Origin of the sequence: Curtobacterium sp. MCSS17_011 (assembly GCF_003224275.1) — a bacterium.
In the GTDB taxonomy this organism is placed as follows: Bacteria; Actinomycetota; Actinomycetes; order Actinomycetales; family Microbacteriaceae; genus Curtobacterium.
The window spans coordinates 18,911-40,161 of sequence record NZ_QKLE01000018.1 but is presented as its reverse complement, the minus strand read 5'-3'; the positions used below and the strand labels follow the sequence as shown (position 1 = coordinate 40,161).

At 67.3% G+C, this 21,251-nt stretch carries 22 protein-coding genes and 1 pseudogene; 5 read left to right on the top strand and 18 right to left on the bottom strand.

Annotation, left to right across the window (positions count from 1 at the left end; all coding sequences use genetic code 11):
• Positions 1-18: 18 nt before the first annotated feature.
• From DEJ17_RS12465 to DEJ17_RS12445, 5 genes are all read right to left on the bottom strand, one after another.
• Positions 19-201, bottom strand: coding sequence for a hypothetical protein (locus tag DEJ17_RS12465; RefSeq protein WP_110894306.1), 183 nt, complete (start codon positions 199-201; stop codon positions 19-21).
• Positions 202-443: 242 nt separating this feature from the next.
• Complete coding sequence (locus tag DEJ17_RS12460) at positions 444-1,841, bottom strand: acyl-CoA desaturase (protein ID WP_309146744.1); 1,398 nt, start codon at positions 1,839-1,841, stop codon at positions 444-446.
• A 32-nt stretch (positions 1,842-1,873) separates the two neighbouring features.
• Entirely contained in the window at positions 1,874-2,584 is a 711-nt protein-coding gene (locus DEJ17_RS12455) for a GAF and ANTAR domain-containing protein (protein WP_110894302.1), read from the bottom strand.
• 298 nt (positions 2,585-2,882) lie between these two features.
• Positions 2,883-3,872 carry a helix-turn-helix domain-containing protein gene (locus tag DEJ17_RS12450; RefSeq protein ID WP_110894300.1) on the bottom strand — a complete coding sequence of 330 codons (990 nt, stop codon included), beginning with the start codon at positions 3,870-3,872 and terminating at the stop codon, positions 2,883-2,885.
• Between the two features lie 326 nt (positions 3,873-4,198).
• Positions 4,199-4,519 carry a hypothetical protein gene (locus tag DEJ17_RS12445; protein WP_110894298.1) on the bottom strand — a complete coding sequence of 107 codons (321 nt, stop codon included), beginning with the start codon at positions 4,517-4,519 and terminating at the stop codon, positions 4,199-4,201.
• Positions 4,520-4,852: 333 nt separating this feature from the next.
• Between DEJ17_RS12445 and DEJ17_RS12440 the strand changes: the two genes are divergently transcribed.
• Genes DEJ17_RS12440 through DEJ17_RS12430 form a run of 3 tightly spaced genes read left to right on the top strand, consistent with a single transcriptional unit; the run spans position 4,853 to position 5,806 of the window.
• Positions 4,853-5,167: an ATP-dependent DNA ligase gene (locus tag DEJ17_RS12440; RefSeq protein ID WP_110894296.1), complete on the top strand. Its 315-nt coding sequence runs from the start codon at positions 4,853-4,855 to the stop codon at positions 5,165-5,167.
• Positions 5,164-5,430, top strand: coding sequence for a hypothetical protein (locus DEJ17_RS12435; RefSeq protein ID WP_110894294.1), 267 nt, complete (start codon positions 5,164-5,166; stop codon positions 5,428-5,430). The genes DEJ17_RS12440 and DEJ17_RS12435 overlap by 4 nt, the downstream gene beginning before the upstream one ends.
• Before the next feature lie 25 nt (positions 5,431-5,455).
• Positions 5,456-5,806: a hypothetical protein gene (locus DEJ17_RS12430; RefSeq protein ID WP_110894292.1), complete on the top strand. Its 351-nt coding sequence runs from the start codon at positions 5,456-5,458 to the stop codon at positions 5,804-5,806.
• A gap of 104 nt (positions 5,807-5,910) precedes the next feature.
• Here the strand turns inward: DEJ17_RS12430 and DEJ17_RS18205 are convergent.
• The 11 genes and pseudogenes from DEJ17_RS18205 to DEJ17_RS12380 all read right to left on the bottom strand — a co-directional run bounded on the left by DEJ17_RS18205 (position 5,911) and on the right by DEJ17_RS12380 (position 17,337).
• Positions 5,911-7,091 (bottom strand): annotated as a pseudogene (locus tag DEJ17_RS18205) (IS30 family transposase).
• A 525-nt stretch (positions 7,092-7,616) separates the two neighbouring features.
• A complete protein-coding gene (locus tag DEJ17_RS12420; protein WP_110894290.1) occupies positions 7,617-8,453 on the bottom strand; it encodes an alkaline phosphatase family protein in 837 nt (278 codons plus the stop codon).
• Positions 8,450-9,538: an ABC transporter ATP-binding protein gene (locus DEJ17_RS12415; protein WP_258366795.1), complete on the bottom strand. Its 1,089-nt coding sequence runs from the start codon at positions 9,536-9,538 to the stop codon at positions 8,450-8,452. The genes DEJ17_RS12420 and DEJ17_RS12415 overlap by 4 nt, the downstream gene beginning before the upstream one ends.
• The gene (locus DEJ17_RS12410; RefSeq protein ID WP_110894286.1) at positions 9,535-10,380 is read right to left on the bottom strand and encodes an ABC transporter permease; all 846 of its coding nucleotides are present in this window, start codon (positions 10,378-10,380) and stop codon (positions 9,535-9,537) included. The genes DEJ17_RS12415 and DEJ17_RS12410 overlap by 4 nt, the downstream gene beginning before the upstream one ends.
• On the bottom strand, positions 10,377-11,273 hold the full coding sequence (locus DEJ17_RS12405) for an ABC transporter permease subunit (RefSeq protein WP_220033648.1): 897 nt from the start codon (positions 11,271-11,273) through the stop codon (positions 10,377-10,379). The genes DEJ17_RS12410 and DEJ17_RS12405 overlap by 4 nt, the downstream gene beginning before the upstream one ends.
• Complete coding sequence (locus DEJ17_RS12400) at positions 11,270-12,412, bottom strand: ABC transporter substrate-binding protein (protein WP_110894284.1); 1,143 nt, start codon at positions 12,410-12,412, stop codon at positions 11,270-11,272. Before DEJ17_RS12400 ends, DEJ17_RS12405 begins: the two co-directional genes overlap by 4 nt.
• A 112-nt stretch (positions 12,413-12,524) precedes the next feature.
• Positions 12,525-13,328, bottom strand: a complete 804-nt coding sequence (locus DEJ17_RS12395; RefSeq protein ID WP_110894282.1) for a GntR family transcriptional regulator — start codon at positions 13,326-13,328, stop codon at positions 12,525-12,527.
• A 1-nt stretch (position 13,329) separates the two neighbouring features.
• On the bottom strand, positions 13,330-14,685 hold the full coding sequence (locus DEJ17_RS12390) for an aspartate aminotransferase family protein (protein WP_110894280.1): 1,356 nt from the start codon (positions 14,683-14,685) through the stop codon (positions 13,330-13,332).
• Positions 14,686-15,016: 331 nt separating this feature from the next.
• Positions 15,017-15,187, bottom strand: a complete 171-nt coding sequence (locus tag DEJ17_RS17815) for a hypothetical protein (protein WP_181421161.1) — start codon at positions 15,185-15,187, stop codon at positions 15,017-15,019.
• 249 nt (positions 15,188-15,436) lie between these two features.
• A complete protein-coding gene (locus DEJ17_RS12385; protein ID WP_110894278.1) occupies positions 15,437-15,673 on the bottom strand; it encodes a LacI family DNA-binding transcriptional regulator in 237 nt (78 codons plus the stop codon).
• 146 nt (positions 15,674-15,819) lie between these two features.
• Positions 15,820-17,337 carry a SulP family inorganic anion transporter gene (locus DEJ17_RS12380; protein WP_110894275.1) on the bottom strand — a complete coding sequence of 506 codons (1,518 nt, stop codon included), beginning with the start codon at positions 17,335-17,337 and terminating at the stop codon, positions 15,820-15,822.
• A 167-nt stretch (positions 17,338-17,504) separates the two neighbouring features.
• Between DEJ17_RS12380 and DEJ17_RS12375 the strand changes: the two genes are divergently transcribed.
• Entirely contained in the window at positions 17,505-17,906 is a 402-nt protein-coding gene (locus tag DEJ17_RS12375) for a MerR family transcriptional regulator (RefSeq protein ID WP_309146743.1), read from the top strand.
• A 34-nt stretch (positions 17,907-17,940) separates the two neighbouring features.
• Here the strand turns inward: DEJ17_RS12375 and DEJ17_RS12370 are convergent, their stop codons facing one another.
• Positions 17,941-19,161 (bottom strand): MFS transporter, encoded by a 1,221-nt coding sequence (locus DEJ17_RS12370; protein WP_258366794.1) that lies wholly within the window; start codon positions 19,159-19,161, stop codon positions 17,941-17,943.
• Between the two features lie 221 nt (positions 19,162-19,382).
• On the opposite strand from DEJ17_RS12370, the gene DEJ17_RS12365 reads away from it, so the two are divergent.
• The gene (locus tag DEJ17_RS12365; protein ID WP_110894272.1) at positions 19,383-19,769 is read left to right on the top strand and encodes a MerR family transcriptional regulator; all 387 of its coding nucleotides are present in this window, start codon (positions 19,383-19,385) and stop codon (positions 19,767-19,769) included.
• 590 nt (positions 19,770-20,359) lie between these two features.
• Here DEJ17_RS12365 and DEJ17_RS17565 read toward each other — a convergent pair.
• A complete protein-coding gene (locus DEJ17_RS17565) occupies positions 20,360-20,872 on the bottom strand; it encodes a hypothetical protein (RefSeq protein ID WP_146239711.1) in 513 nt (170 codons plus the stop codon).
• Between the last annotated feature and the right edge of the window lie 379 nt (positions 20,873-21,251).

Genomic DNA, 21,251 nt, shown 5'->3' with positions numbered 1-21,251 from the left:
GGTGGGGTGAACCGAGCGTTACTGAGCCGGTGCGGCGAAGAAGTCCGCGTAGGACGGCCCGGTCGAGCTGGAGAGCAGCGAGGGGTCGTTGACGCGGTGGTTCACGTACGCGTCGACAATAGCGGGGTCGGTGAGACCGAACCGCTGGTGAGTACCGGTGATGCGTCCGCTCTGGGGGAAGCTCTGATAGGTGCTACGCACGAGAAGTCCCTTTCGTCGTTCAGCGATCGACCCAATTAGGGCCACCCCCATCCGAGGGAGTGCCAAGACTGTTTCACAACGTGAACAATTCACGCAAGTGAACGTTCGCGGCTGGGACATTTTACGCGGTGAACCATACATACGCATGAGGCCGACGGAGCCGTCCCCCAGCGCGGCTACGCGTTCAAACTGGCTGGACGAGGATCCCTGAGGGGGCCCCGACGGTGGCGCGCAACGCAACGCTATCGGACGCGTCGTTCTGCGACGAGGGGGCACTCGAACGGGTTCCGAGCGGCGAGCCCGACGCGGTTGAGGTAGCCCACGACGATCCGGTACGAGTCGATCAGCGTGGTCTCCGTGTACGGGACGTCGTGTTCGGCGCAGTAGTCCCGCACGATCCGGCGGGCGGCAGCGAGGTGTGGCCGGGGCATGTTCGGGAACAGGTGGTGCTCGATTTGGTAGTTCAGTCCGCCCATGAAGTGGGCCATGAACCAGCCGCCGCGGATGTTGCGGGAGGTCAGCACTTGCCGGCTGAAGAAGTCGACCTTCTGGTCGTGGGGGATCATCGGCATGCCCTTGTGGTTCGGCGCGAATGACGCACCCATGTACAGGCCGAACACCGCCAGCTGCACGCCGAGGAACGCGAACGCCATCCCCACGGGCAGGAACCAGAACACCACGCCGAGGTAGACGACGAAACGGAGCAGGAACAGCGTCGCCTCGATACGGCGTCCCCGGATCTCCTTCACATTGCCGAGGACCCTCGCGGACTGCCAGTGCAGGTTCGCACCTTCAAGCAGCAGCAGCGGGAAGAACGCATACCCCTGCACCCGGACCAGCACGCGAAGGAAACCGCGCCGCTTCGCTGCGTCCTCCTCCCGGAACGAGAGAGCGTCGAAGGACACGTCCGGGTCCTTCCCAACCGTGTTCGGGTTGCCATGGTGCCGGGTGTGCTTGTTCATCCACCACGAGTAGCTCACCCCCGCCAGAAACGTCCCGGCGTACTGGGCGGTGCGGTCATTCCACCGGTTCGATGCGAACACCTGACGGTGAGCTGCCTCATGGGACAGGAACGCGAACTGGGTGAACAGCACGCCCAGCACGCCAGCGACGATGAGCTGCCACCACGACGCGCCGAGGAACACGAACGCCGTCCACGCAAGCCCGAGGGTCACGATCAGCACGGCGAACACCATCCAGTAGTAGCCGGTGCGGCGCTCCAGCAGGCCACGCGACTTGACCTGCTTCAGCAGGCCCGAGTACCTCGAGGTGCCGCTGTGCGATCCGGCCGGGGCTGGCCGGGTGCGCGTGAACCCGATCGGCGCCGTCTCTGCCATGGTCTTGCGTCCCTCCCACGGCGTCCCACTGCACGCCATACCTGCACGCAACCACAGGTGGGTGGGAAAGTGGAGAGGTTCGCCAAGTGGAGGCCTGCCCGAAGTTGGCCGCCACAGGTTGGCGCTGCGCCTGACCGAGAGGTGAGGAGCCACGAACACCGGCACCGGGGAGGAAGGCATCATCCCCCAGCGAGATTTAGGACTCTCAGTAGCCTCGTGAACGTGCAACCGGTATCCCGCTGGGACGAGGGTGACTGCCCAACGCAGCCCGATGCTGGCGCTGTCCCAGTCAGGGATCGTCATACGGGACGACGGTGTCCACCGTGCAGTGCTGCTCACACGTGAGAACTTGGCGGGAGTGCGTGCGGTTCGGTGGTGAGGTCGCCGGTGGGCGTGATGCGGAGTTCGCCGGTGAGGATCTGGTTGGCGGTGTCCGCGGTGGTTTCATCGCGGGCGGCTGCGTGTCCTTGGATGAGGAGGTACGCGTCGGTGGGGGTAAGGCCGAGGTGGGCGAGAACGATGCCGGCCGCCTGATGCACGCTGCGCCGCTGCAACTGTCGGATCGGGGCGGAGTGGTCGCGGTGGACGATGAGTCGGTGCAGGATTCGTCGGCTGACAGCGTCGGCGAGGGCCACCGCAGCTGTCGCCGCATCTGCTGACACGTGCAGCGGGCCCCGTGCGTAGACGTCAACGGCGCCCAGGAGGAAGGGGCCGAACCGGAGCGGTATCGCGAACAGCGCTCCTACCCCGTCGTCGGCGGCAGCCGGGAGGAATGCGGGCCACCGGTTCGTGGGGTGGTTTCGCACGTCGGGTTCTACGACGGGTTGGTTCTGCTGGAGTGCGTCCCAGCAGGGTCCTTCGTTGAGGTCGAACTGGAGCTGGTCGATTCGGCCAGCGCGACTGTCGGTGCTCGAGATCGTCTCGTTGCCGGCGAACGTTCCGAACGTCGCAACCGACGCCCCGTCGCCCGGAACGAGGGTGAGGAAGGGCAGGCTCAGGCCGGAGTCCGGCGGGGATCCGGAGCGGAGTTCGTAGTTGCTTGTCATGAGCGGAACCGGTCCGCGACGGTGCGTTCCGGGACAACTTGAGCCTGGGCTCGGTGAGTGTTCATCAGTACGCCTCTGGCGCCAACCGGCCCGGGAGCCGGGCGCCTGCTCAGCTTCACCCCGAGCGGTGCAAGCGATGCCCTGAAGCTACGCCCACCCACACCCCCCGGGTAGGGGTCGACCGGGCCAGTTTTCCGTGCAACGCGCGCGCGGCCGCCAGTCGTTGATGCGCCCTGCAGCATGACCGTGGAAAAACCTCCGCTCGGAACCTCGTCGAGCTCGCGTGCTGGTGACGTGTTCACCTGCGGAGGGTGTCTTTGGGGTATTCGCCGAACTTCCGGACGTACTCGCCGGCGAACCGGCCGAGGTGGGCGAAACCCCAGCGGCGGGCGATCGTGCTGACGGCAGTCGTCTCCGGGGTTTGTTGGAGCAGTTCCTCGCGGACGTGGTCGAGTCGAAGGTCACGCAGGTAGGCCATCGGGGTTGCCGCGAGATGCCGTTGAAAGGCCTCTTGGATGCTGCGCACGCTGAGCCCCGTCGCCTGGGCGACATCACCGATCATCACCGGTTCCGCGGCGTGCTCGTGGAGGTACTCCACCGCCTGCCGGATCCGCGCGTTCCGCGGGTAGCGCAGCGCCTCGGGAAGAGGATCGGCTTCCGGCGGGAACAGGTCGAGGAGCGCGGTGGCGGCGGCGCGGGCAGCGTGGTGCCACAGCAGCGAGGTCACACCACCGTCACCGAGGACAGCGGAAACGGTTTCGAGGGTGCACCTCCACTGGTGCAGCGCTTCCGGTGTGACAGCAGCATGCTGGCCGATGGTGTCGAGGTCCCGGCTCGTGTCGTAGCGTTCCGCCGCGACGGCGTGCACGAAGGCACGGTCAAGGTGCACCAGGCGCTGGTCGTAGTCTTCTGCCTCAAACTCGGTCGACTGCGTCGGGAGAATGAGCGTCGGCATGCCCGGTTCTACTGCAGTCTGCAGGCCAGCGGCGTCGAGGCTGGTGGTACCGGCATGGAGCATCACCACGATGTAATCCTCGCCGGGCGGCACATCGCCGCGCAGGTGACCGCGCATGCGGGAACGGCGGAGAGTGAGGCGGCTGTCCCCGACGGCGAGGTACCGGTAGGCGTAGGCCGCCGTCGTTGTTCTTGTCGCCCAGTGCTGACCGGCGTAGAGGCCAGGCAGGTCCGCCATCGCTCGGTCCGGGCTGGTACCGGCGGCTTCCACCCGGACCGCTGACACGTCGTGTGATGCCGATACGGTTGGAGTGGCGACGGGTGCGATGCTCATCGCTGCCACCCCCAGCGCACCGACGCCTCGTCACGGAACAAGTCTTCGTAGAGGGTTGGGTCGTGGTTGGGGAGGCTCTCGAGCGACGCGTGCGCGCGCAACCGCCCGATGCGCGTGTGCGTCACCAGCTGAGCTGGAACGGTGTCAGGGTTGGAGATGTACTGCCCCAAGGGTCGTCCTGCTTTCTCGTCGGGCTGCCCGCTGGCAGCGGTCCGGTTGTCCTGTCGGCGCCGTTCGCGGCGGGATGCGATCTCGGCCGGGTGTGCTCTCCCGCTCGGCGGGGAAGGAACATCCCCCGTTCCGATCCCTGTCCTGGGGCCGGTTGATCAGAAATCAGTAGCCGCGACCGCGTGACGCTCCGGCCCGGGGCGCTGCAACCACATCGGGATGGCTCCCGGCCCAGATGTTCCGGCCTCCACGACCACCGAAACGTCTGCTGTTGGGCCGGACGGGACGAACGCTCGCCGCGCATCCTCGCCGGTCGCGAACCGGCGGATCGTCGTCGGGTCGCTGAAGAACGTCGCCTCGAAAACCCCTGCGATACGTTCGACGAATCCGAGGAGCGCGGTCACGTCGGTGGGCTCGAGCGCCACGTTCATGACCCGCCACTGGTCGTCACCGACCAGCTCCAGCCGCACATCCTCCACGGAGGGGACGGTGCGACCCTCACAGCGTGCGGCGGAGGGCTGCGCACGCCATCTGGAGTCGCGAACAGACGCCCTGCTCCGAACGTTGCGCACGATCTTCATGGCTGTCCTCGAACGTTCGGCACGCCTGGAGCAGGTCTTCCCTGAACCCGGCGGAGCCAGGCGTCTGCGGAACGTGCACCAACGGTAAAGACGCCCTCACCCCACGATGAAGGGGATTGACAAAGAAGTTGAACCTGCAGTATTAGCGGGCCTGGGAGCCCGATCAGGGGACTCCGCCATACTGGTGATCAGCCGGGCGCACGCTACCCAATCACCGGGTCAGGAAGCGTCATGGGAAAACTTACGTACGACTCGACGTTGGTCGCGGACTTCGACGACCGAGTCCTCGCTCACCTCCAGATCGTCATCGCATCCAAGCTTCGCCGCGGAGAAGGATTCATCTTCTCCTGGCGTGACAACCAAGACACTGGAGATGGCCGCACCGCGCTGTGGTTGGCCCCCGGGATCCCGTTGGCGTTCAAGTACAACGGTGGCCGCCACCCATCCATCAACCGCAACTGGGTGGAAGCGTTGCACCAAGCATCCATCGCCACCGCGGGCCTGCGCATCGTGCCGGAACCAGCACCACCGGAGGAGCCCGTATGAGCCGCCGAGCCGTCTTGATCTACGGCGGCAACGCCTACACCGTCGCCGACCAGGATCCCGACACCTTGCGGGACCACATCATGACAAGCCTCGCCGCCGAACCGGCGTTCTGGTTGACCGTGAACGCCACAGAGGGACGCTTCACCCGCGCGCAGCTGCTCATCACCGCCACCACCGAGATCGCGATCGTCGACGACTACAACATCGAACACTCCACCAGGTTCGAAACTGCCGCCTCGTCCACGGACGACATCAGCGACTGAACCCGACCGACGCGAAGGCACCCCCATGCGACGAATCCACTACGCCTCCGGCAGCGTCCTCACCGGGGACCGAACCTGCAAAGCACTGCTCCGGTATGCCCGCGCGCTCGGCGAAGCACACATCGCTGACGTCGTCGAGATCCCCGTCGTCACCGACGCCGGCAGCCGCGCCTACGCGCACCTGCTGATCGGACCCGCCAGCCAGATCTTCTCCACCCCCGTCCCGGACAGCCCCGACGAGCCCCTCGACGTCGCCGTCATCGAACGCCTCGAACGCGCCACCTACAAACTCCACCCCAGCAGACCCGCCTGGCCCGAGGAAATGACCGACATCCCCGACCTCGACTGGGACTTCGACTTCGACTTCGAACCGTGACGCCTGAGTGCCGCGAAAACGACGAGCAGTGCTGCTCACACAGCCGAGAAGCCAGCGCCTCCGGGGCGCAGGTTCGTCGAGCGTCCGGTAGAAGATCGGCGGTTTCAACGGGTCGTTGCAACGGGTGGTTGTTTCGGGTCCGAGAGTAGCTGTTCGAAGGCTTCTGCTGGGGTGCGATAGCCAAGGGTTTTGCGGGGGCGTCCGTTCAGTTCGGCAGCGACTTCGAGGAGCCGTTCCGGGGTGTGGATGGTGAGGTCGGTGGACTTCGGGAAGTACTGCCGGAGCAGGCCGTTGGTGTTCTCGTTCGAGCCGCGCTGCCAGGGCTTGTGCGGGTCGCAGAAGTAGATCGCAAGATCCGTGGCGAGGGTGATGTCTTTGTGCCGGGCAAGCTCCGTGCCCTGATCCCACGTCAACGACCGACGCAGATGCACGGGCAGGGTCTGGATGGTGGGGATCATCGCGTCGCGGACGGCGTCGGCGCTGTGCCCGTTCGGCAGGTGCAGCAGCATCACGTACCTGGTCGTGCGTTCGACGAGGGTGCCGATCGCGCTCCTAGCGTTGGTCCCGACGATCAGGTCCCCTTCCCAGTGGCGGGCACGGCCCGATCGTCGGCCTCGGCGGGGCGTTCACTGATTAGGACCATGTCCCGGATCTTCGACCACGACGCCCGCCGAGGCTCACCCCGGTGTCGGCGGATCGCGCGTCCGGTGCGGAGGTGTTTGTGCAGGTCAGCGCGCAGGTGGCCGCGGCCCTGGACGAACAGGGACTGGTAGATCGTCTCGTGCGACACGTGCATCTCCGGCCGGTTCGGGAAGGACCGTGTCAGGTCATCACGGATCTGCTCCGGGGACCAGTTCCGCACCAACCGCAGCTCAACCTGCAGGGCAAGCTCGACCCGGTCCAGCTTCCGCGGTTTCGGGCGCCGCGCTCGCGCCCGGCATTGCTTCTCCGCGGAGTACGGCCGGTAGCTGCCGCCAGCCGCGGCGTTCCTTGTCAGCTCACGACTGATCGTCGACGGTGCCCGGCCGAGGGCTTTCGCGATCGCACGCACACCAGCACCGCTGAGACGCAGGTCCGCGATCTGCAGCCGCTCCTCCTGGCTCAGATACCGGTCCGAGCGGGGCTTGTGGGCGAACGGGTTGCGTCCGCTGGCTGCTTTGACCCATCGGTATCCCTGACGTCGGTCCACGCCGACAGCATCACAGGCCGCCGTTCGTCCGAGGCCCTGTCTCAATAGCTCCCAGAACCGCGCCTCTCGAGCGCGGTGTTCCAGCCTGGATCCCATCTGCAGCACTCCGAATCACGGTGGTGTTGCAACGACCGGCTGAACCCAAGGATCCGCTACTGGGACGATGCATCAGTCCGTTCTGTCAGCGGTACATCCGAGCGGCTGAGGACACGGAAACGATGCCAGCAAATGAACGTTCCTCCGAAGAGCACGAACACGAGAAGGACCAGAAAGCCAAGCCCTGATCCTCCCTGCGGAGCGTCACTTGCTGCTCGCACGACTCCGATGACGACGAGGGTGACGGCGACGAGCGGGCAGAGGACCGTCCCGACCGCCGCTTGAATCCGAAGAAACTGCCGGGTCGTTCGTTCTCCGCGTCCCATAAACACGGAGCGTAGTCCTCGACCTCCGGGGTCTCAGGCTGCACCAGCACCGGCGTCTCGATGACCGATGCCTGCTCGGAGCGCGGTGAGCAGCAGCACGACGATCACGGCGTCGACGACGGTGGGTGAGACCCAGGACCGTCGGACGGGAGGGGCGGTGCCGACCGGCGCCGCCCCTCCCGTCCGGTGCGGACGACGGTCAGGACGTCGTGCCCGGTGTGAGGACGACGTCGACCAGGAGGTCCGCGACCGTCTCCGGGCGGAGCGCCTCCGGCGCTTCCGGCAGTGGCCCCGCCACGCCGTCGCGGAGGACGACCGTGGCGAGGAACGACCGCGTGAGCACGGGAGCGTCCCATCCGTGGCCGCCCTCGTCGACGTGACCGTGGTCGGTGGTCACCGCGACGACCCACTCCTCGTCATGGTCGACGGACCGCCGGGTCACCGCCGACGCGAGTCGTGCCAGGTGCTGGTCGACGCGCTGGGTGGCTGCCGCGTACTCGCTCGAGGTGCCGCCGTACAGGTGCGCCGCCTCGTCCGTCTCACCGAGGTAGACGAACGACGCGTCGGGACCGGCCTCGCGGAGCGCGAGAAGGGCGAACGCGGTGATGTCGCCGTCCGCGTACCGGTACCCGTACGTCTCGCCGTCGCGCACGACGATCCGGTGCCGACCGGCCCGCTGGTCGTCCGACCGTGTCGCGATGACCGGTCCGGGACCCGCCGGGTCGACGAGGGGCGGCCAACCGGAGGCCGCAAAGGTGCCGCGGTCCAGGTCGCGGCCGATGCGGCTGAGGAAGTCCGCGGAGCGGTGCAGCGTGTTGCCGGAGAAGGAGTTGTCGAACACGCCGTGCTGCGCGTGAGTGGCACCGGTGAGGATTGAGCTCCACCCCGGACCGGAGATCGTCGGGACCTCCATCGTCATGGGGAGGATCCCGCCGTCGCGCACGATCGACGCGAGTGCGGGTGCGGCTCCGTCCGTCAGGGCGTCGTCGACGCGGAGGCCGTCGATGCCGACGAGGAGGAGCTTCCGGCGCGTCACGCGGCTGCTCCGGTCGGCCCCGGCGTACGTCGGTCCGCATCGTCGACGACCACGCTCCGCGCGGTGCAGGTCACCGTGACCCGCTCGCCGAGGGTGAACCGCCGGGCCTCGGCGGACGGCAGATCGACGCGGACCAGATCCGTGGAGCCGGGCATCCGGAGTGCGACGCTCGACATCGCGCCGCGGAGCGTCGAGCCGATGACCTCGGCGTCGCCTCCGCCCCGCTCCAGGTGGATCGCCTCGGGACGCACCAGCGCCGTGACGAAGCTGCCGGGGAGGTGGTCCGAACCGTTGGTGACGAGGACGTCACGACCGAACGCGGAGACCGTCCAGTCATCGCGCATCACCGCGGGCACCCGGTTCACGACGCCGACGAACGACGACACGAAGGGCGTCGCGGGGTTGCCGTAGACCTCGTCCGGTGTGCCGATCTGGTCGATGCGACCGTCCCGCATGACCGCCACCCGGTCCGCCATGGTGAGTGCTTCCTCCTGGTCGTGCGTGACGATGACCGTCGTCGTGCCGCTGTCGCGCTGGATGCGCCGGATCTCCTCGCGGAGCCGTTGGCGGACCTGCGCGTCGAGCGCGGAGAGCGGCTCGTCGAGCAGGAGGACACGCGGCTCGATGGCGAGGGCACGGACCAGTGCCACGCGCTGCTGCTGCCCACCGGAGAGTTGGTGCGGGTACTTCTCGCCGTGTTCCTCGAGTCCGACCATGCCCAGGAGCTCGGCAGCACGTGCTGCGCGCCCACGGCGTCCGGTGCCGCGCAGCCCGAGGCCGTACGCGACGTTCTCGGACGCGGTCATGTGGGGGAACAGCGAGTACGCCTGGAACACCAGTCCGACGCCGCGACGGCTCGCTCGGACGTTCGTCACGTCGAGGTCGCCGATGCGGACGGCGCCGCCGTCCGGTCGTTCGAAGCCCGCGATGATCCGCAGCGCCGTGGTCTTCCCGCAACCGGACGGGCCGAGGAGGGCGACGAGTTCGCCGCCGTTGACGTCGAGGTCGACCGCGTCCAGGACGCGACGGCCGGCGTAGCGCTTCTCGACGCCGACGAGCCGCACGGATGTGGAGTGGTCGGTCACGATGTGGTCCTCTCGAGGGCTGGGGTGGGAACCGGCGCGGGAGTCGTCGCGGTCCGGAAGGCAGGGGCGGATCGGTCGTGGTGGGCGCCGGGCCGACGGCCGGCGAGCCGCGTGAAGCCGGCGAGGAGCGCCCAGGTGCCGACCAGGGTCAGGACCGCGAGGGCCGCCGCCGCTCGCGGGCTGTCCTGCCCGATCTGGGCGAGGAACACCGGGTAGGTGTCGTGCAACAGGAGCGTCGCCAACGCGAACTCCCCCAGGACGAGCGCCGTGGTCAGCAGTGCGGCGTTCACGACCGCCTGCCGCAGGTTCGGCAGCACCACGGCGAAGAACGTCCGGAACGGCCCGGCGCCGAGGCTCGTGCTCGCGTTGACGAGCGTGGGCAGGTCGACGGCACGGAATCCGCCGTCGAGGGCTCGGTAGACGAGCGGCATGACGAGGACGACGTAGAACGGGACGAGACTGTACAGGCTCACGAGGAACCCGGGCACGGTGGCCCGGAAGGCGAGGTTCACGCCGTTCACCAGGGCGACGGCAGGGACGACCAGCGGCAGGACCGACAGCGCTTCGGTCAGGCCCAGGAGGCGCGGTGCGCGCAGGTGCAGCCAGAACAGTGTCGGGACCAGCAGGACGAGCACCGCCAGGGTCGTCAGGACCGCCAGCAGCAGGCTCGCCAGGGCGTCGGGCCAGAACTCCGGGCTCGCGACGGCGTCGAGGAGCGGTTCCGCGGTGACGGCCCCCGCCGACGAGAACCCGAACACCGCGCTCGCGACGAGCGGGACGGCGAAGAGCACCGCGGCGCCGACGAGGACGCCCGCGCGGACGCCGTCGCTCCAGCGGCTCATCTGAGCCACCTCGAGCTGCGACGGCTGAGCGCCCAGCGGACGGTCATCGCGACCGCCACGACCACGATCATGCCCGTCGCGAGCGCCGCTGCGAACGATTCGTCGATGAGGACGTTCCCCGAGATGAAGAAGCCGACGAGGATCGCGACCAGGTTCGCCCCGCCCCCGGCGAGGGCGTACGCGGTCGCGTAGGCACTGAAGGAGTTGGCGAACAGGAGCAGTGCCGCCCCGCCGACCGCGGGAGCCAGGATCGGGAGCGCCACGTCACGGAGGTACTGGAGGCGGTTCGCGCCGAGACTCGTGGCCGATTCGGACCACTCGGTGCGCATGCCCGCCACGGCGGGGAGCACCAGGACCGTCATCAGGGGTGCCTGGAAATACAGGTACACGACGGTCAGCCCGCCGAACGACGACAAGGAGAACGAGTTCGCCAGGTCCCAACCGGTCAGGTCGCGGACGAGGGAGGTGACCACGCCCTGGACGCCGATCGCGGCGACGAAGGCGAAGGCCAGCGGGACCCCGGCGAACTGCGATGCGACGCCCGAGAAGGACAGGAGCAGGTCACGGAGCCACAGCACCCTGGCCGACGTCGCGATCGCCCAGGCCAGGACGAGGCCGAGCAGTCCGCCGAGCACGGCGGTCGTCGCGGAGAGCGCGGCGGTGTTGAGGAACGCCGACCGGTACTGCTGCCCGACCAGGCGAGCGAACGCCTCGACCGACCACGCACCGGCGTCGTCGTGCAGGGCGGTCCAGACATTGACGAGGAGCGGGATCACGAGGAACACCGCCATGAACGCGAGGAAGGGGACGGCCCCGAGCCCTGCGAGGGACGGCCGGGGCCGCCGGCCCGCACGTGGCGGACCGGCGACCTGGCGGGTGACGGGCGAGGTCACTTCGAGGCGACCTTCGAGCCCCACTGGTCGACGACGAGGGTGGTCGCGGCGTCGCCGTTCTCCGTGGTCGGGAACTCGATCTCGGCGAGGGTGTCGGCGTCCGGCAGACCCTCCTTCGCGGCGTCCGTGAGCGTCCCGGCCTCGGCCATCGCGGCGTAACGGGCGGGGACGGCGCCGGACTCGGCGTAGTTGTTCGCGCCGGCGCCACCGAGCAGCCACTCGACCCAGAGGCGCGCGGCGTTCGGGTGCGGGGCGTCCGCGGTGATGGGCTGCGCATAGTAGTTGCCGAAGACCCCGTCGGACGGCACGGTGGTTCGAAGGTCGACGCCGGCCTCGTCCATCTCGGACTGCACGCCGGAGTAGTTGTAGTTCCAGTCGAACGTCACTGCGGCCTGGCCGGTCTCGAGCGCCGCCGCGTTCGAGGAGGCGTCGACGAGGTAGCCGCCCTTCGCGAGCTTCGCGAAGAAGTCGATGCCGGGCTGGACGTCCGTCAGGCTCCCGTCGTTCGCCAGCGCTGCCGCGGACACCGTGGCAAGGGCCGACGCGCCTTCGCGCGGGTCACCGATGAAGATCTTCCCCTTGTACTGCGGGTCGAGCAGGTCGTCGAACGTCTTCGGGACGTCGACCTTGTTCGCGTCGACGCCGATGCTGAGCACCCCGTAGTACGCACCGGTCCAGTTGTGGTCCGGGTCCTTCAAGTTCGACGGGACCTCGTCCGCGACGCTCGGCGTGTACTGCTCGGTCAGACCCTGCTTGATGGCCGACTCGGTGAACGAGTACCCGATGTCGGACACGTCCGCGGAGCTCGACTGCCCCTTGAGGTTCTTCAGCGAAGTGAGCTCCTCGGCGCTCGAGGCGTTCGGGCTCTTGACGGTGACGTCGATGCCGTACTCCTTCTCGAAGGCGTCGATCGTTTTGCCGTAGTTGGCCCAGGTCCGCGGGTACGCGAGGAGGGTCAGCTTCCCCTCCTGCTTCGCGAGCTTCGTGATCTCGGCGAGGTCCGATCCGACCTTCTCGGAGGCGGACGCGTCGCTCGACGTCGCGCACCCAGTGAGGAGCAGGGCGGTGGTCGCGAGGGCCGCACCCGCGGCGAGGGCCCGGCGGAAACCGCGGCGGGAGGAACTGACTGAGAGGGACATGACTTCCTTCGGTGGGGATCCGGGGGGACACCGACAGCCTCATGCGATCGCGTGGAGCGGAGGTGAACGCCGGGCGGTGCCGAGGTGAATTTGGTCTAGACCAGTGGCGAGGTCAGCGCGCGGCGTTGGTGATGCGGCCCGACACGGCCAGACGCAGGTGCTCCGGGAGGAAGACGTCCTGGCTGTACTCGACCGGCACCTCGCCGGACAGGGCCGTGCGCTTGACGACGAGCACCGGGACACCGGGCTCCGTGTCGAGCAGCACGGCTTCTTCGTCCGCGAGCACCACGGGCAGGAGTTCCTGGTCGGCACGCGTCGGGGCGGCGCCGTACTGGGTCCGCAGGAGTTCGTAGAGGGAGCCGTCGAGGTCGTGGTCCAGCAGATCCGGGAACCGCGCGGCCGGGAAGAACGAACGCTCCAGGACGACGGGTACCTCGTCGGCAATCCGCACGCGGGTGACGGCGTGCACGTCGCCGGCGAGGAGCTCGGCCCCCGCCGCTGCCGCGATGCCGAGGGCTCGGGCGACCTTGGGCGGCGCCACCATCGTCCGCGCGAGGACCAGACGCGACTCGACGGTGTCGACCGTCCGCTGCAGTTGCGGGGTCAGCCCGACCAGGTCCGCGATGTCGACGCGGGCGCGCGGGTGTGCGACCACGAGTCCGCCGCGCGTCCCCGGCCGGCGTACCAGGTGCCCGTCGCGCTCGAGCGCGTCGAGCGCGTGACGGAGCGTCATCCGGCTGACACGGAAGGCCTCAGCGAGCGCCCGCTCCGACGGCAGACGGGCACCCGGGGCGGTGTGGGCCCCCGCGTGGTCACGGAGCCAGTCGGCGATGCGGAGGTGCGCCGGACCGCCACCGCCCGGGGCTGCGCGACGCGCTGCGGCGAGCAGGTCGTCGGCGGTCGCGGACTCGGCCACGTCAGACCCCCAGGGCGGTGAGTCCGCCGTCGAGCGCGTCGAGCAACCGCGGGACGTCCGTCTCCCTCAACGCGAGCGGCGGCCGGAGCTTCAGCACGTTGTTCGTCGGACCGCAGACGCTCGTCAGAACCCGACGCTCACGCAGTTCCTCGAGCAGGTCGAGCGCGGTCGTCGACGCTGGCTGCGCGGGATCGCCGTGGAGGACGAGCTCGACGCCCGTGTACTGCCCAGCACCACGGACGTCCCCGATGACCGCGTGGGTACCGGCGAGTTCGCGGAGGCCGTCACGCAGCACCCTGCCCACGTGCAGCGCGCGCTCCTGGAGCCCCTCGTCGCGGACGACGTCGAGGACCGCCTGCGCGGCCGCGATCGCGACGGGGTTGCCGCCGAATGTGTTGAAGTACGGTCGCTGCGACGCGAACGGCTCGAGCACCTCGGAGCGCGCGGCCATCGCGGCTACGGGGAAGCCGTTGCCCATCGGCTTACCGGTCGTCACGAGGTCCGGCACGAGGCCGTGGCGCGCGAAGCCCCAGAAGGCCTCACCCGTGCGCCCGAACCCGGGCTGCACCTCGTCCGCCACGAGCACTCCGCCGTGTCGGTGTACCAGGTCGACCGCAGCGCGGATCATCCCCGGCTCCCCGGTGAAGACCCCGTCCGAGGAGAACGATGAGTCCACGATCAGGCCGGCGAACCCGTCCCGCGATGCCTCGACCTCCGCGATCGCTGCAGCGACGCCCGAGAGGAACGCCGCCCCCGCGGCCTCGGACGAGCCGTGCCGGTAGGTGTCCGGCGGCTCCACGATCCGGAGTGCCGGGTCCATCTCCTCAGCCGCGGACAGGGCGGGCGAGTGCGCCGACACCAGGGCGGTGTTGCCGTGGTAGGCCTCACGCGTCGCGATCCACGCCCGCCCGCCCGTGTAGGCACGCCCCACGCGGAGCGCGAGGTCGTTCGCCTCGGATCCGGTGCAGACGAACATCACCTGATCGAGCGGCTCCGGCATCGTCGAGAGCAGGTCGTCCGCGTAGGCGAGGACCCCCGTGTGCAGGTAGCGGGTGTGTGTGTTGAGCGTCCGCATTTGCCGCTCGACAGCGTCGACGACCACAGGGTGCGCATGACCGACGGACGGCACGTTGTTGTACAGGTCGAGGTACTCGTTGCCGTCGGCGTCCCAAGCGCGGGCACCCGCCCCGCGGACGAGCTCGACCGGTCGCCGGTAGAAGAGCCGGTACGCCGGACCGAGTCGCGCCCGTCGGTGTTCCACCATTGTCCGGGTACGGGAGTCGAGCAGCGCCACATCCTCCGCCTTCAGGCTGTTGCCCTCGAGGATGGAAGCGGTTCCGGTGCTGGTCGGGGGCATCGTCTGGGTCCTGTCGTTCGGCGTCTCGACCCGCCCGGTGGCACAGCGTACGCCGGATCGGTCTAGACCATTGTGCTGCGCCGACGTGACCCGTCGGGCCGTGCGGGTGACAGGCGGATGACGATCACGTGTCCATCGGCCGAACGAGCGCAACGTCGACCCTCGCGCGCAGTCGCTTCCGCCGAGGAATCCGTCGACCGCCGACGTGCCACAGGCGCCGTCGCGACACTCCTCCGACCACACATCCTCGTGACTCCGAACGAGTCTGCGGGCCGATGCCAGTTCTCGCGAGCGCGTCATACGTCGTTCTCCTTGCGTTTTTTGAGTCCGGCTACTTCTTGCGAAGCGCCTTGGCCCGCTGCATCCGAGCGACGCGGCGGGCCGCCTTGTCGTTCAGGATCGACCACACGTGGCGGATCGCGATCGCGATGAAAAGCACCGCTAGGGCGAAGCCGACCGCGTAGGCGGCGGGGGCAGGGATCTCAATCGACAGCTGGAGCATGGAACCTCCACCGTTCGATCTGTCAGCCGACCGGTTGGCTCTCGGGTCGTGCACCGTGCACGTCCGAGGACTGGGGCCTCCGTGAGGAGGATGCGGCCGGAACCCGCTCTGAATGCGCATCCCTGCTGCGTTGATCGTGGCGGGGACTTCTGGGTACAAAAAAACCGACCCGAGGGCCGGTTGGTTGCGCACACCATGAACGCAGGACGATTCTGACACAGCTTGCGGAGCAAGCATCCGGTGAAGTGTCTACTCGCGAGCCTCCCTCTCTGCTCTGGGACCTATCCAGTCCGAAGCTGTGCGGCGACGTCGACCAAGCGCAGCGACGTGGTCGTCTCGTTGGTAGTGCAGTGCGCGGATCGCGGCCGCGACCTGGGTCCGCGTCGTTGGGCGCACCCGTTCGGATCCGTTGAGGACGCGGGACACGGTCTGATGGGACACATGTGCTGCCGCGGCGACGTCGTAGATGGTCGGCTTGCCGGTCATGTTCCTCCGATCACGATCGAGGGTGGCGGGTGCCGTCAGGACGACTGAGCGGCACCCGCCCGGGGCCGACGGAAAGGGGCTACGCCGGCCCGCTGCTCCGCCCAATCACATGTTGCATCCGCTGAGCCGGGCGGAGAACTGGGAGGTCAGTGACCGCCACCGAGGTTCCCGGCGAGGCGGCCGTGGAAGGCCTGGCTGGCATCGTTGAGTCCCTGGATGTCGACCCGCTTGCCGTGTGCCTGGTACTTCGTCTCGATGGCGTCAAGTGCGGCGACGGTGGAGGCGTCCCAGACGTGGGAGCGGGTCATGTCGATGACGACGAGCTCAGGGTCGTCGACGTAATTGAACTGGGTGGTCAGATCGTTGCTGGAGGCGAAGAACAGCTCGCCCTCGACGGTGTAGAGCGCGTGCTGCTCCCCGGTTCCGCTGGTCTCGATGCTGCGGGTGACGGAGGTGAAGTGGGAGACGCGGCGGGCGAAGACGACCATCGCGGCGATGACGCCGATGATCACGCCGACGGCGAGGTTGTCGGTGGCGACAGTCAGCACGACGGTGAGGACCATGACGATGGTCTCCCCGACAGGCATGCGCTTCAGAGTGGAGGGCTTGATGCTGTGCCAGTCGAAGGTGCCGACGGAGACCATCACCATGACCGCGACCAGGGCCGCCATCGGGATGATGGCGACGATGTCGCCGAGCCCAACGACGAGGACGAGCAGGAACACGCCGGCGAGGAAGGTGGAGATGCGGGTGCGGGCACCGGAGGCCTTCACGTTGATCATCGTCTGCCCGATCATCGCGCAGCCACCCATCCCGCCGAGGAGGCCGGAGCAGATGTTCGCGATGCCCTGACCGAGCGCTTCCCGGGTCTTCCGAGAGCTGGTGTCGGTGACCTCGTCGACGAGCTTGGCCGTCATGAGTGACTCGAGAAGACCGACGAGTGCCATCGCGAGGGCATAGGGCGCGATGATCGTCAGCGTCTCGAGGTTCAGCGGCACGTTCGGGATGAACAGGGTCGGCAGGCTGTCGGGCAGCTTGCCCTCGTTGCCCACGGTCGGCACGGCGATCGACGCGAACACAGTCACAAGCGTCAGGACGACGATCGCGACGAGCGGCGCCGGGATCGCCTTCGTCAGGCGGGGCAGAAGCACGATGATCGCGATTCCGACGATGGTGATCGGCCAGACGAGCCAGTCGACGCCGATGATGTTCGGCAGCTGCGCGGTGAAGATCAGGATCGCGAGCGCGTTAACGAACCCGACCATCACCGACCTCGGCACAAAGCGCATCAGCTTCGCCGCACCAAGTCCGCCGAGGATGAGCTGGAAGACGCCGCCGAGCAGGACAGTCGCGATCAGGTAGTCCAGGCCGTGCTCCTTCATCACCGGAGCGACGACAAGGGCGATGGCGCCGGTCGCACCGGAAATCATCGCGGCACGGCCGCCGACGATGGAGATGACGACGGCCATCACGAACGCTGAGAACAACCCGACACGAGGATCGACGCCAGCGATGATGGAGAACGAGATCGCTTCCGGGATGAGCGCCAAGGCGACGACGAGGCCGGCGAGGACTTCACGGGTCAGGATCCGCGGGCTCTTCAACGCGGACAGGACGGTGGGGCTGGTGTGCACCGGGGCCGGTGCTGGCGTGACAGTGGTCACGGTTCTCCTTCGGTGAGGGTGCGGACGCTCTGCGCCCGCGAGGGAATGTCGTAGGGCGCGTCATCGCGCACGCCGGCCACACCAGGGGCCAGCCAGAAACCCGACTCTTCCGTCACGGGAGAGTTGGTATGGTTCGACTCTACCGTCACGGAAGGGTTGGTGCGCAAGTGAGCAACGAAGGAGCTGCCGGAACGAGCGAGTACCTCATGCAGATCGGTGAGGTCGCGGAGCGGACGGGGCTATCCGTGAAGACGATCCGTGACTACGACGCAGCAGAGGTGCTGCACCCGTCCGGGCGCACCGATGGCGGGTTCCGGCTCTACTCAGAGGAGGACGTCGAGCGGCTGCTGATGGTGCGACGAATGAAGCCATTGGGGTTCTCCCTCAGCGAGGCCGCGATCCTCGTCGACGCGGTTCGCGTCCTCGATGAGGCGAGTCCGGACGTGGACGTCACTGCCGTGCGGGCCCGGGTTGCGGTGTTCATCCGCGATGCTGAAGCACGGCGAGAGCGCCTGGATGAGCAGCTGGAAATGGTCGACGAATTTCTCGACAGCCTCCGCGCACACTGACTGGCCCCCCCGAATTCGACGGGGACCAGTGGCGCTACTGAACGAGCGAGGGATGCTTCGGTGGTCGGGCGAAGACCGACACCATGGCGACCGTCGCGGGTAGGACCGCGAAGCACAGCACGGGGGCGGTGTAGTTGCCAGCGATGTCGTGGCCGAGGGCGAGCAGTAGTGGCCCGAACGCGGTCGATGCGAGGTTCACCCCGGTCGCCACGCCGCGGATCACGCCGATGTTCGCCGTCCCGTAGTACCGCACGTACGCCGCGGCTTCGATACCGCGGAGGCTGCCGCCCGCGGCGCCGAGGACGAGCCCGTAGACGATCGCGGTCCACCCAGGCTGCACCGTCGGCAGCAGCACGAGGGCGCCCGTGAGGGTGACCATGGCGATGGTCACCCCGCACTTCGGTGCGATCCGGTCCGAAAGCGCACCGGTGATGAGCGTCGCAGCGATTCCGGTGACCGTCTGCGGCAGGAAGTTCGCAGCAGCCTCCGTTGCGGTCAGGCCCTGCTCTCCGAGGACGGCGACCTGATGGAACGCCAGAGCGGTGCTCAGCATCCCGGATGCTGCCAGTCCGGCAGCGATCACCCAGAACATCCCCGTCGACGCCGCCTCGCGGAGCGTCCACAGCTGCTGCCCAACATCGGCACCGCTCTGTGCTGTCTGCGAGCCGGGCTCTTGATGGCGCGGGAGGAAGAACGCGACTGGAATCACAACCACGGCGACGGCAATCGCCTCCACCCGCCACGCGGTGTGGATGTTCGAGGTGGCGATGAGGGACTCGACGAACACTGGCACGAGGGAAATCCCTCCGGAGCCGATCCCCGACGCGATGCCTAAAGCGAGCCCTCGCCGATTCCTGACCGTCCGCGCAACGACGGTCGTCGCAGCCAGGGACAACGCACCTTGCCCGGCCATGCGGACACCGACGGAGCCGGCCGTCAACCCGACGACCTCACTGATCAGGCTCAGCGCCACGAGGAACACCGCGAACGCGACGCCGATAAGCATCGTCATCCGCCGCACGCCCCAACGATCCAGCGCACGACCCGTCAACGGGAGAACGCACGCCCCGATTAGCGTGCCGACGAGGTAACTCCCGGACACCTTGGTGCGGGACACCCCAAGTTCACGGATCAGCGGATCCGTGAACACCGACAAACCCGCCGTCTGACCCGGTGCGCTCATCACCGACAACACACCGCCAGCGGCAACCACAGCAACCCACGGCAACCAGTGGAAACGGCGCTGACGCGCCATCCCCACAGCCGGAGTGGCTACCAGGTCTGCTGGTGGCGCCGGCTCGAGCGGAAGATCGATTTCGGATGTGTTCGGGGAGGACCTGATCGGACGCTCACTTTCACTCAGACACGCGAACCCTACCGAAACGGAAAGGTTGGGGCGATCAGGTGCCAGGAGAACTGATCGTGGCCACCGATACGATCGGTTGAACAGGAACAGCGCCGTGGAGAGGACGTGCAATGACGGAAGCGGTGAGCGCGTCGACGATGCACATCGGTGAACTCGCCGAGCGAACCGGCCTGTCCACTCGCACTGTCCGCCACTACGACGACGTCGGACTGCTGCACCCCACCGGCCGCACCGAGGGTGGGTTCCGGCTCTACACCGACGACGACCTGCAACGGCTCCTCGTGATTCGCCGCATGAAACCCCTCGGCTACTCGCTCGAGCAGATGGCCGAACTGCTCGGAATCATCGACGGGCTCGCTTCCGCCGACGGTGCCGAACGTGAACGTCTTCAAGCCGAGCTGGACGCGTACGTCGCGGACACCGAGGACCGTCGAGCCAAGCTCGCCCGCAACCTCGACTGGGCAGACGAGTTCCTCACCATCCTGCGTCAGCACTGAGCAGCTACCCCCTACATCAAGCGCCGCAGAATCAGCGACACGAACCACGGCTGATCACACGCACGCGAGCGCAACGCCGACGAGACGTCTCACAACCGTAGGGTGGCGAGACGCCTCGTCGGAACAAGAGAGTCAGGGGCTGCCCCCCCTCCGGTGCGGAAGACGGCCGGCTCCGCCTCCGGCCATGCTCCTAACCCTCCGCGGGGCGCGTGGCTGACCAAACGTCGCCAAGAGTTCTGTTCATCTGCGCCTTATCCACTTGCGCGTCCCGAACCTTTTCCCGCTCACTGCTGTCAGCATTCAACCTTTCGAAAAAATTCTCAAGTGAGTAAGGGGGAGCGTCACTGATTGACAACTGGAGTTGTAGCGACACAGGTGCATTTGGATTTCTGTTCGCGAAGCGAAGCAGCTGGTCACTCCTTTGAGCCAGAGCCACGAGGACATCCGGAGGGGTCTTACTGCCAGATCGTCCGTCAGCTGTTCTGAGTCGGCAACGGCAATGCGCTCCACCAACGTCCCGCTGCGAGCAATGGTTGTCATTTCCCCAAGAGAGGCAAGTCCATTGTAAACGCGCTCATAAAGTTCGCTCATCAGAACTTGCAGTTATTGTATTTGCTCGTATCACACTGAGCTTGATCCGAGTAGTTGCTCTGGGAAGACGACTTTGACCCATGCTTGAAATTGAACTGCGTCGAGTACTGCAACCGCTTTCCATTGAGGCGTGTGGTGCTTTTCACCGCAGATTCCCAAGAATGATTGAGTCGTGTCGCACGCGTTGTGGTTGCCCCAGCTTTAGTCTTACTCTCGTAACCCGTCACGGTATAAATAACACTCTTGTATGTAATTCCCGTGAAATAGCCACCGTTCTTGCCGTAAGTAGTTCGGTAAGTGATTGGACTCTTCACCTTATTTGCATAGACGCGCCAGCGATAGTCAATCCGGTCTGTCACCTTTGCGGTAGGCAACTTTCCGACGCGAGTCTCGAAAACGAGCGCCTGCGCCGGTGTGGCGACGAGCAGTGATCCGACAAGTGCGAGCGCGCCGAGTGTGGCAGCAGCGATGCTGCGCCTCCTCGTGCGCGGAGCGTACAGCAGTGTGCGCACGAGACCCCCTACGTGATTGACAGCACGGGTTGCTGTCAGCTTGCGCAGCGTATGAGGAAGCTGAGTGCTTGTACCCGACCCCCGAACGGGGCGGGACGCCAAACGCCAGATCAGGCCCGGTAGTTCCAGCTCGGCCTTAATGGATACTCAGACGCGAGTTACGCCAGCTTGATCTGGCACCAGTCCATGGCGTTGCGGGCGCCGATCAGGCGGCGCCCCATCGCCGCGACCGCCGGCCATCGGCTGGCCGAGGCAGCTTCCAGATCAGTCCTGGTGCGGAGGCAGTACCGGTCGCCGCACGGGACTCGATCACGACACGAAGCGTCGCGGGGACAACGACACAGAGCGAAGCTGCTCCAGGATGCCTCTTCGCTGCTGG

Coding starts and splice junctions, on each gene's coding strand:
- DEJ17_RS12460 (WP_309146744.1), bottom strand. CDS start 1,841: ATGACGATCCCTGACTGGGACAGCGCCAGCATCGGGCTGCGTTGGGCA.
- DEJ17_RS12455 (WP_110894302.1), bottom strand. CDS start 2,584: ATGACAAGCAACTACGAACTCCGCTCCGGATCCCCGCCGGACTCCGGC.
- DEJ17_RS12450 (WP_110894300.1), bottom strand. CDS start 3,872: ATGAGCATCGCACCCGTCGCCACTCCAACCGTATCGGCATCACACGAC.
- DEJ17_RS12440 (WP_110894296.1), top strand. CDS start 4,853: ATGGGAAAACTTACGTACGACTCGACGTTGGTCGCGGACTTCGACGAC.
- DEJ17_RS12435 (WP_110894294.1), top strand. CDS start 5,164: ATGAGCCGCCGAGCCGTCTTGATCTACGGCGGCAACGCCTACACCGTC.
- DEJ17_RS12430 (WP_110894292.1), top strand. CDS start 5,456: ATGCGACGAATCCACTACGCCTCCGGCAGCGTCCTCACCGGGGACCGA.
- DEJ17_RS12410 (WP_110894286.1), bottom strand. CDS start 10,380: ATGAGCCGCTGGAGCGACGGCGTCCGCGCGGGCGTCCTCGTCGGCGCC.
- DEJ17_RS12400 (WP_110894284.1), bottom strand. CDS start 12,412: ATGTCCCTCTCAGTCAGTTCCTCCCGCCGCGGTTTCCGCCGGGCCCTC.
- DEJ17_RS12390 (WP_110894280.1), bottom strand. CDS start 14,685: ATGCCCCCGACCAGCACCGGAACCGCTTCCATCCTCGAGGGCAACAGC.
- DEJ17_RS17815 (WP_181421161.1), bottom strand. CDS start 15,187: ATGCTCCAGCTGTCGATTGAGATCCCTGCCCCCGCCGCCTACGCGGTC.
- DEJ17_RS12385 (WP_110894278.1), bottom strand. CDS start 15,673: ATGACCGGCAAGCCGACCATCTACGACGTCGCCGCGGCAGCACATGTG.
- DEJ17_RS12370 (WP_258366794.1), bottom strand. CDS start 19,161: ATGGCGCGTCAGCGCCGTTTCCACTGGTTGCCGTGGGTTGCTGTGGTT.
- DEJ17_RS12365 (WP_110894272.1), top strand. CDS start 19,383: ATGACGGAAGCGGTGAGCGCGTCGACGATGCACATCGGTGAACTCGCC.